Origin of the sequence: Bartonella sp. AP57NXGY, assembly GCF_042195805.1 — a bacterium.
Lineage (GTDB): Bacteria > Pseudomonadota > Alphaproteobacteria > Rhizobiales > Rhizobiaceae > Bartonella.
In genome coordinates, this window is the sequence record NZ_JBHIOZ010000213.1 from 1 (window position 1) to 1,997 (window position 1,997).

The 1,997-nt window shown below is 39.6% G+C and carries 4 protein-coding genes; 2 read left to right on the forward strand and 2 right to left on the reverse strand.

Annotated features, from left to right (window positions below):
* The first annotated feature begins 108 nt into the window (after positions 1 to 108).
* Positions 109 to 267, forward strand: a complete 159-nt coding sequence (locus ACFIL8_RS09580) for a hypothetical protein (RefSeq protein ID WP_375672129.1) — start codon at positions 109 to 111, stop codon at positions 265 to 267.
* 95 nt (positions 268 to 362) lie between these two features.
* On the opposite strand, the gene ACFIL8_RS09585 is transcribed toward ACFIL8_RS09580, so the two are convergent.
* A complete protein-coding gene (locus ACFIL8_RS09585; RefSeq protein WP_375681481.1) occupies positions 363 to 881 on the reverse strand; it encodes a helix-turn-helix domain-containing protein in 519 nt (172 codons plus the stop codon).
* Between the two features lie 79 nt (positions 882 to 960).
* Positions 961 to 1,488: a helix-turn-helix domain-containing protein gene (locus tag ACFIL8_RS09590; RefSeq protein WP_375633712.1), complete on the reverse strand. Its 528-nt coding sequence runs from the start codon at positions 1,486 to 1,488 to the stop codon at positions 961 to 963.
* A gap of 147 nt (positions 1,489 to 1,635) precedes the next feature.
* Here ACFIL8_RS09590 and ACFIL8_RS09595 point away from each other — a divergent pair, with 147 nt between their 5' ends.
* Complete coding sequence (locus ACFIL8_RS09595) at positions 1,636 to 1,941, forward strand: helix-turn-helix transcriptional regulator (RefSeq protein WP_005864619.1); 306 nt, start codon at positions 1,636 to 1,638, stop codon at positions 1,939 to 1,941.
* Positions 1,942 to 1,997 lie beyond the last annotated feature (56 nt).

A 1,997-nucleotide genomic window follows, 5' to 3' on the forward strand; every position in this document is an offset into this window, starting at 1 on the left:
TTTTGACACCTAAAATTGTAAAAAAGAGCTAAAAAGAGCGAAAATTAGAAAAAAGTGCGTTTTCATGGTAAAAATGAAAGAAGGCTTTGAAAGGTCTGTGAAAACCCTGTGAAAAATTTTGAAAAGTCTGTGAAAGCCCAGAAAACCGCCTTTGAAGACCCTGTGAAAAAAATTACTCCAAAAGTTCAATTGACTCCAAAATCAGCCAAAAATAACCAAAAAAGCAAAAAAGATATGCGCCATATGGCGCATATCTATTTTTTGTAAATATAATTCTTTAAAAACAATGTATTATTTCATTTTCTTAATGTAAAGAGAAACGCGCCTGTATTTTTCATTTTAGAGAGGCATTAAGTTGTATTTTATGTAGTTTCTGGATGTGCATTTTCAGCCTCTATTTGACGCTTTAAATGCAATTTTAGAAGAGGTAAAATAAGCTCGATTTCTTCCGTGTCGTTGATGTCTTGAACAAGCTCTTGCAACTTTATACAAAGTTCCGCCGCGCGTTCCGCTATATCTTCAGGAGGGATCTTTATATTTGCATCGCGATAGGTTGTATAAGCTATGCGACCAAGCTTTTTCATGAGACCAGCAGGGATGGTAGGTGCTTTAAAACCAGCTGCTTTCGCTTTTGCCATGTTACTAAACATTTCACCTTCACCCGTAACGAGCCAATCTAAGGATATTCCACAGCGATCTTTATATATTCGCATTATAGATACAGGGGGTTCTTGTAAACCCGTTTCATAATTGCGCATAGTCGTTTCGGGAATTTCAAAATGTCTAGCAAATTGCTTACGCTCTGTGAAACCAAGGGTGTGTCGTATTTCACGCAATCGTTTTGCTAGTTCTGTTTTAGGTTCTAGTTCGGGGCGTGCCAAAAATGCTCCTTATTTATATTTAGGTTAGCTTAAATTACAGGATTTTAAAAAGAGATTCCCCATTCATCTTAGAGAGGCATTAAGCCGTATCTTGTGTAGCTTCTAGATGTACTCTTTCAGCTTCTATTTGACGCTTTAAATGAATTTTAAGAAGAGGGAAAGTCGCTTCGACTTCTTCCGTGTCGTTGATGTCTTGAACAAGCTCTTGCAGTTTTTTATAAAGTTCCGCCGCGAGTTCCGCTATATCTTCAGGGGGGAGTTTTATTTTAGCATCGCGATAGGTTGTATAAGCTATGCGACCAAGCTTTTTCATGAGTCCAGCAGGAATGGTAGGCGGAGAGATATTGAAAGACCGAGCCATCATCATGTCTATAAACATTGCATCTTCACCGGTCAAAAGCCAATTCAGGTTTACTCCAAATTTTTCTTTATATGCTGATAAAACCGTTGCATCTGGAGTTCTATCACCGCGTTCGTAATTTCCAAGCCCTTGAATACTGATACCAATTTTAAGTGAAAATATATCACGAGATAAGCCCACAAGCTTTCTAACTTCTGTGAGTCGTTTTGCTAATGCAGTTTTGGGCTCATTTTTTTGTCGTCTCATATTATAAATGTTTACAAATGGGGTTGACTAATATCCCATTTGTAGATATACCTCATATTAGAGCCCGATACGAAGGGCGTTTATTATACATTTAACCCCACAAAAAACGGATGGTTTGAGCATCCGTTTGAAGCAGGAGCGAAAGTTATGACAACCACACAAACATGCATCCAAGTATGGGATCGCCATAGTATTTTAGCCGAGCTACGCCGCCGTAATATGACCTTGGCGGAGCTCGCGAAAGCTTATCAACTATCGTCATCCAGTGTTCAACATATCTGGACACGGTCTAACGAGAAAGCCGAACGTGCTATTGCCGATTTTATCGGTTTGCCCGTCGAGCAGGTTTTTAGCGACCGCTACCCCAAAAGTCGCCGTCGCATTTTTAAAGCAGCAAAACATGCCAATACAGATTCGCGTGCGCATTCTGCTTTGCGCGGGAATGCTGCTTGAACTTCGTTACACGGCTTTGCGCTTTTGCGCATTTGCCATGAATTTAAATACCATAA